This window comes from Loktanella sp. PT4BL, assembly GCF_003201935.1.
Lineage (GTDB): Bacteria > Pseudomonadota > Alphaproteobacteria > Rhodobacterales > Rhodobacteraceae > Yoonia.
Genome location: NZ_QJJL01000007.1, coordinates 50,813 through 57,293 on the forward strand (window position 1 = coordinate 50,813; position 6,481 = coordinate 57,293).

General features: G+C 56.1%; 1 pseudogene. It reads left to right on the forward strand.

Features of this window, described 5'->3' with window-relative positions:
* Nucleotides 1-475 precede the first annotated feature (475 nt).
* A pseudogene (locus tag C7964_RS16655) lies at nt 476-6,481 on the forward strand (hypothetical protein); the annotation flags it as partial.

The window sequence follows — 6,481 nt, forward strand, 5'->3', positions numbered from 1 at the left end:
GTCTGTGACGCTGGCGAACGACAGCTACACGGACGCTGCGCTGAACCTCGGCGCGGGTGATGACGATACGGTTGATATCGACCGTGCGAACCCGACAGTCACTTCCGTTGAAGGTAACGGAGCACTTACTACTTCCGGATCCGTTGATCTTATTATTAGCGAGGCGGATGCAGATGGTGCGGTATCGCTTACCCTGACAATTGGCTTCACTGAGACAATGAATACAGCGGTTTCGCCGACCATTGCCTTCTCTGACAATGTCTTGGATTCGTCGCTGACCGTAGTCTCTGGCAGCTGGAACGGTGCAGGGACAGAGTTTACTGCTGTCTACACCACGCTGGATGCCAATGTAGAAGTCCAGGGCGTTGACGTCACAATCACTGCAGCAACCGATGCTGCCGGTAACGTGATGGTGTCCAATACAGAGACTGACGCATTTGATATTGCGACGATTTCGGCCGCAGATTCTACGACTATGTGGACGACCTTTAAGTCTGGTGCACTTGTTATCAATGGCGCCGCTGGTCTGCCCACTGTTTTAACCGTAACCGATGTGCCGAATGCAGCCAACTTGCGCGATGATGAAGTCGTGTTCGACGATATCCGTGGCGTAGAAGAAGTCGTGTTCCAAGCCGACGCAAATGCCAATATTGACTTGGCGCTCTCTGAAAATGCCGAGCAAGCGGGAATTCGTACAATTCGCGTTGTCGATGAGGATAGTGTCACGTCCTATTCGAGCGCGATTGTTGCTGTCCAAGGCTACGGCGTTGGCGTGACAGTTGAGACTGGCGCTGGTGACGACACAATCTTCGGATCGAACTTCAGCGACTCCATTCTGTCCGAAGACGGTAATGACTCTATTGATGCTGGCGGTGGCAACGGTGCTGATACTATCCGTTCTGGAGCCGGCAATGATACCGTTGCAACCGGTGATGGGGCAGATGTTATCGATGCTGGTGATGGGGCAGACCGTATCGATGCAGGTGCAGGCGATGATGATATCACGGGCGGCGCAGGCGCAGACCACATCACGGCGGGTCTGGGTGCAAACACGATCCGTGGTGCTGATAATGATGACACAATCATTGGTGGCGCGAATGGTGACCTGCTCATCCTTAACGAAAATTACACCCCGGTGGCCGATGGCACATTGGTTAGTGTTGAGACGATAAACGTTGTTGGCAATGCTACGGCTGTCGATATTGATCTTGGAAACCAAGGTTTTGATGCGTTTAACGTAACCTTGTCGGGACGCGGTGACACGCTCACTACGGCCTCTGGTGCGGATTCCATCACCGGCGGCGTGGGCGCTGACAGCATCACATCTGGTGCTGGCTCTGATACTGTGCTCGCAGGTGACGGGAACGACACCATCATCAGCGGCGATGATGGCGACTCGATCATGGCTGGCGCTGGTGACGACAGCATTCTTGCAGGCGGTGGGTCGGATACGGTCACAGGTGGCGCCGGGAATGACACGGTCGACCTGGGCGTCGATGCTCTTGCAGATATCGTGAACGTGGACAGCGGTCGTGACTCTCTCGTGAACCTTCAGGCAGGTGTTGACCAGGTCAACATTTCCACTGGTGCCACGGCCGATGTCGATTTGACGGCGGGTGGTTCATTTGACTTCTCGACATCGACCACAAACAACTTGGGTAATTTGGACGTTACCGCGACAAACGCGGCGACAACGGTTCTGGGCTCATCTGGAGATGACAAAATCACCGGCGGCTCTGCTGCTGACTCGATTGTCGGCAATGCCGGGAACGACACGCTTCTTGGTGCAGGCGGTGACGATACGATCATTGCCGGTGGGGGCAATGACTCTGTCGATGGCGGTATTGGCGACGATACAATCAACCTGACATCTGGGACGAACTCGGTAACGGCGGGTGATGGCAACGACTCGGTGACGCTTGGCACAGGCACGGATTCCGTCCTTGCGGGCGGCGGCGATGACCTGATCATTGCCGCGGGCAATCTGTCGGTTGCAGACACGATTGTGGGCGGTGACAGTGCTGACAAGCTGACCTTCACTGACAGCGATGGCGCGACCACCGATCTGGACAATGTCACTGGCATTGAGACCATTGAACTTGGCAATGCCAACACAAGCGTTGTCGCCGTTGACGCTCTCGTGGCTACTGGTGCTAACCTCGTTGTTGACGGCTCTGCGCTGACGACGTCGTCGTTGAACTGGGATGGCGCGGCCGAGACGGATGGGACCTTCTCGATCATTGGTGGTGCCTTAGCAGACACGATCGTTGGCGGTGCGTTGAACGACACCATCGCCGGTGCTGATGGCAATGACTCGCTGACCGGCGAGGCCGGGGATGACAACATCATTGGTGGCAATGGCGATGACACCATCGTCATCGGCACAGGGACGGATTCCGTCCTTGCAGGCAATGACGATGACCTGATCGTTGCGGCAGGCAACCTGTCGGTCGCTGACACCATCGCTGGCGGTGCGGGTGCTGACAAGCTGACCTTCACCGACAGCGATGGCGCGACCACCGATTTGGACAATGTCACGGGCATTGAGACCATCGAACTTGGCGATGCCAACACCAGCGTCGTTGCTGTTGAGACCCTTGTGGCAAACGGTGCGACCCTCGTTGTTGACGGCACGGCACTTTCGACTGGGACGCTGAATTGGAATGGTGCTGCCGAGACGGACGGTACCTTCTCGATCACCGGTGGTGCTTTGGGCGATACCATTGTTGGCGGTGCGTTGAACGACACCATCGACGGTGCTGATGGCAATGACTCGCTGACTGGCGGGGCCGGGGATGACGATATCATAGGTGGAAATGGTGACGATACCATCGTTATTGGTGCCGGCGCAGACTCTGTCGATGCGGGCGATCATGATGACCTGATCGTCGGTGCGGGCAATCTGTCGGTTGCTGATACCATCACTGGCGGTGACGGTGCTGACAAGCTGACCTTCACCGACAGTGACGGCACGACCACCGATCTGAACCATGTCACTGGCATTGAAACCATTGAGCTTGGCAATGCCAACACAAGCGTTGTCACACGTGAAGGCCTCGTCGCAAGCGGTGCGACCCTTGTGGTTGACGGCTCTGCGCTAACGACATCGACCCTTAACTGGAACGGTGCTGCCGAGACGGACGGTAGCTTCTCGATCACTGGCGGAGCCTTGGCAGACACGATCGTTGGCGGTGCGTTGAACGACACCATCGACAGTGGCAGTGGCAATGACTCCCTGTCCGGCGGTGAAGGCAACAACCTGATTGAGGCCGGAGCCGGTGACGACACCGTCACAGCAGGCGCCGGGAACGATACGGTCATCGCTGGTGAAGGTGATAACGTTGTGACCGCCGGTGATGGTGAAAACTCCGTCACGGCAGGCGCGGGTGCCGATACGATTACTACGGGGGCTGGGAGCGATACGATCGTTGCTGGCAACGGGGACAACCTTGTCACAGCGGGTGACGGGGACAACTCGGTGACCTCTGGCACTGGCGATGACACCATCACGACCGGAGCGGGCGAGGATGTAATCTCGACCGGGGCCGGTGCAGATTTGATCACAGCCGGTGCGGGCAACGACGACATCGATGCAGGTGCCGGAAGTGACACCATTGTTGGTGCGGACAATGACGATACGATCGATGGCGGTACGGAAACTGACACACTGCGTTTGTCTGATGACTATGCACCGACCGCTGATGCCAACCTCGAAGGTGTTGAAAACATCGTCGTCACGGGTAACGCGACCGCAGTGACCATTGATTTGGGCAACCAGTCTGGTGAAGCGTTCAACGTGACCCTGTCGAACCAGGGCGATACCTTGACGACCGCCGACGGTGCCGACACCATTCTCGGTGGTAACCTTGCCGACTCGATTGATGCTGGGGCGGGTAATGATAGCATTGATGGTGGAGCAGGCGACGACACGATCATTGTCGGGGCAGGTGATGATACAGTCTTTGCTGGCAATGGCGCTGACCTCATTGACCTGAATGGTGGCGGGAACAACCTCGTCCGCTACACCTCGAACCTGCAGTCCTTCACTGACAGCGTTGATGTGATTGACGGATTCAATTTCTCGACAGATCGGATCGAACTGCCGTGGATGAGCCCGGGTGCCGGCGTGGATGGTGCCAATTACAGCAACCGCATTGGCTCGCTCAGCATCACAGCCGATTTGAATGCGCTCGGCGCCAGCTTCGCGACCAATACAGACCTGAACAATGCGCTTCGTGATAACCAGACGGACTCGATCCTGTTCACCGTCACCGGCGGAACCGCGGTTGGTAGGACATATCTTGTCGTCAATACTGACGTTAACGCCGGTTTTGATCCCTCGGCGGATATGATTATCGAATTGGCGAACGCAAAGAACGTCAATGAATTCAGTGTATCGAACTTCGTCGGTGAGCCGATCAGCTTCTACCTGCCGTCGGGAACCTTCACGGTGGATACGCGCACGGGCGCCATCGAGGAAACTGGATCCGCGCCGCTCTACGCAAATATCGCCAGCATGATTGCGGCTGGCGTGACAGAGGTTCGCGGCCGCACAAAGAGCATCGATACTCTCGACGTCAGTTCAGACACGGGGGCAGCCGTCTTCAACTTTGCCTCGGGTGAACTGTCGAATGTAACGGTTGATCTGGATCTGGACGGCGTTCCCGGTGGGCCAACGCTCAAGTTCATGAACTTTGACAACTTTATCGCGGGCTCGGGTGGCTCAACCGTAACCCTTGGCGCTGGCGATGAGAATGTGACGGGAGGCAATGGTGTTGATACTGTCCTTCTCGATACAACTCAGACCGGCACCCTGATTTCGGGTGTTCTCGATGGTATTGATGTTCTCGATGTGAATGGCGGCGGTGAGTTTAATCTCTCTCGTGCAAATTCAGGGGATGTCCTGTCGTTCGATCAGCTTGATGTGACGCATACCACAGCAATTAACTTGAACGACGGTTCCGACATCATTGTTACGCTCGATCAGCACAACGACGGTCGTGCGGCCATTGTAGGCGATAACAATGCCGGTAACGGCAATACGATCACAATTGCGACTGACAGCACGGACCAGTCGGGTGAACTGACAGCAATTGATGGCATTGAGAATTACATCCTGTCGGATGACGGCAACACCATCACGATCAATGTGAACGAAACCAACGTGAACATTACCGGTGGTGCGGGAAATGATGTCGTAAAGGTAAATGGCGTGACCGTGACATATGTTGCGCAAGGTGATGCGGCAGATAAAGACGACACCATCGTTGATACAGATGGTCTTGGCCGCGGGATGTACGAACTCGGTGCGGGTGCCAATACTGTCTACCTGACACATGGTGCCAATATTGTTGACGCAACGATTTCCGCCACAGGCGGAAGTTATGTGATCCAGATTGTGGGCTCTTCAGTCACAGTCGACTCCGATCAGCTTCAGAGCATCGGTGGTTCTCAAGCGGCGGTAGATATCGTCGCCACTACTACTGACGGGATTGATACGGTAACGGTTGATACCAACAGCGGAGCGCTAAACGGCTACGCCTTGGATGAGAACGTCTCGATCTGGAATATTGGCGTTGACGGCACGGGCGCAGACCTCGGCGCAGGCAATAACGTCGTCACAGCAGATACCGACGTGAGCGTCACGATCAACACCGGCAGCGGTGATGACAGCATTGCCAGCCTCGGTGGCAGCGACGTGATCTCGACCCGCGGCGGTAATGATACGGTGGTGGGCGGAACAGGTGCAGACAGCATCGATACAGGCTCTGGCGACGACCTGATCGTCATGGCAACCAATCTCAACGCGGACGATACGATCGTTGGTGGTGGAGATAACGATAAGCTGACCTTCACCGATAATGGGCTTGCAACCAGCGATCTGGACAATGTGTCTGGGGTCGAAACGGTCGAGCTGGGCAACGCCAACACAACGGTCGTCACAGTAGATGGGCTCGTGGCCGCCGGCGAAAACCTTGTGGTTGATGCGACAGGTCTCACCACGTCCACCCTGAATTGGGACGGTTCAAACGAGGCTGATGGGACCTTCTCGGTTACCGGTGGTGCGCTCGGTGATACCATTACCGGCGGCAGCCTGAACGACACCATTGATGGTGCTGATGGTAATGACTCTTTGAATGGTGGCGCGGGCGACGACAGTTTGTTGGGTGGTGCGGGCGACGACACGATTGATGGTGGTACCGGAAACAACATCGTATCTGCTGGAGATGGGAACGATGTTCTCTACGGTGGCACCGGCAACGACAATCTGTCTGGCGATGATGGGGACGATCTGTTCATTTTCGACGGCACCAACACGCTGACCTCCGCGGATACTATTTCCGGTGGTGGCCATGTGACGGGCGACACCGTTCGGGTTGACCTGACAGCGTCAGTGTCCTTCACACTTGATGGTGACTTCACGGGTGTTGAGACGCTGGTTCTGAACGATCAGGCAGATGACACCTCCGATGCAACCGTA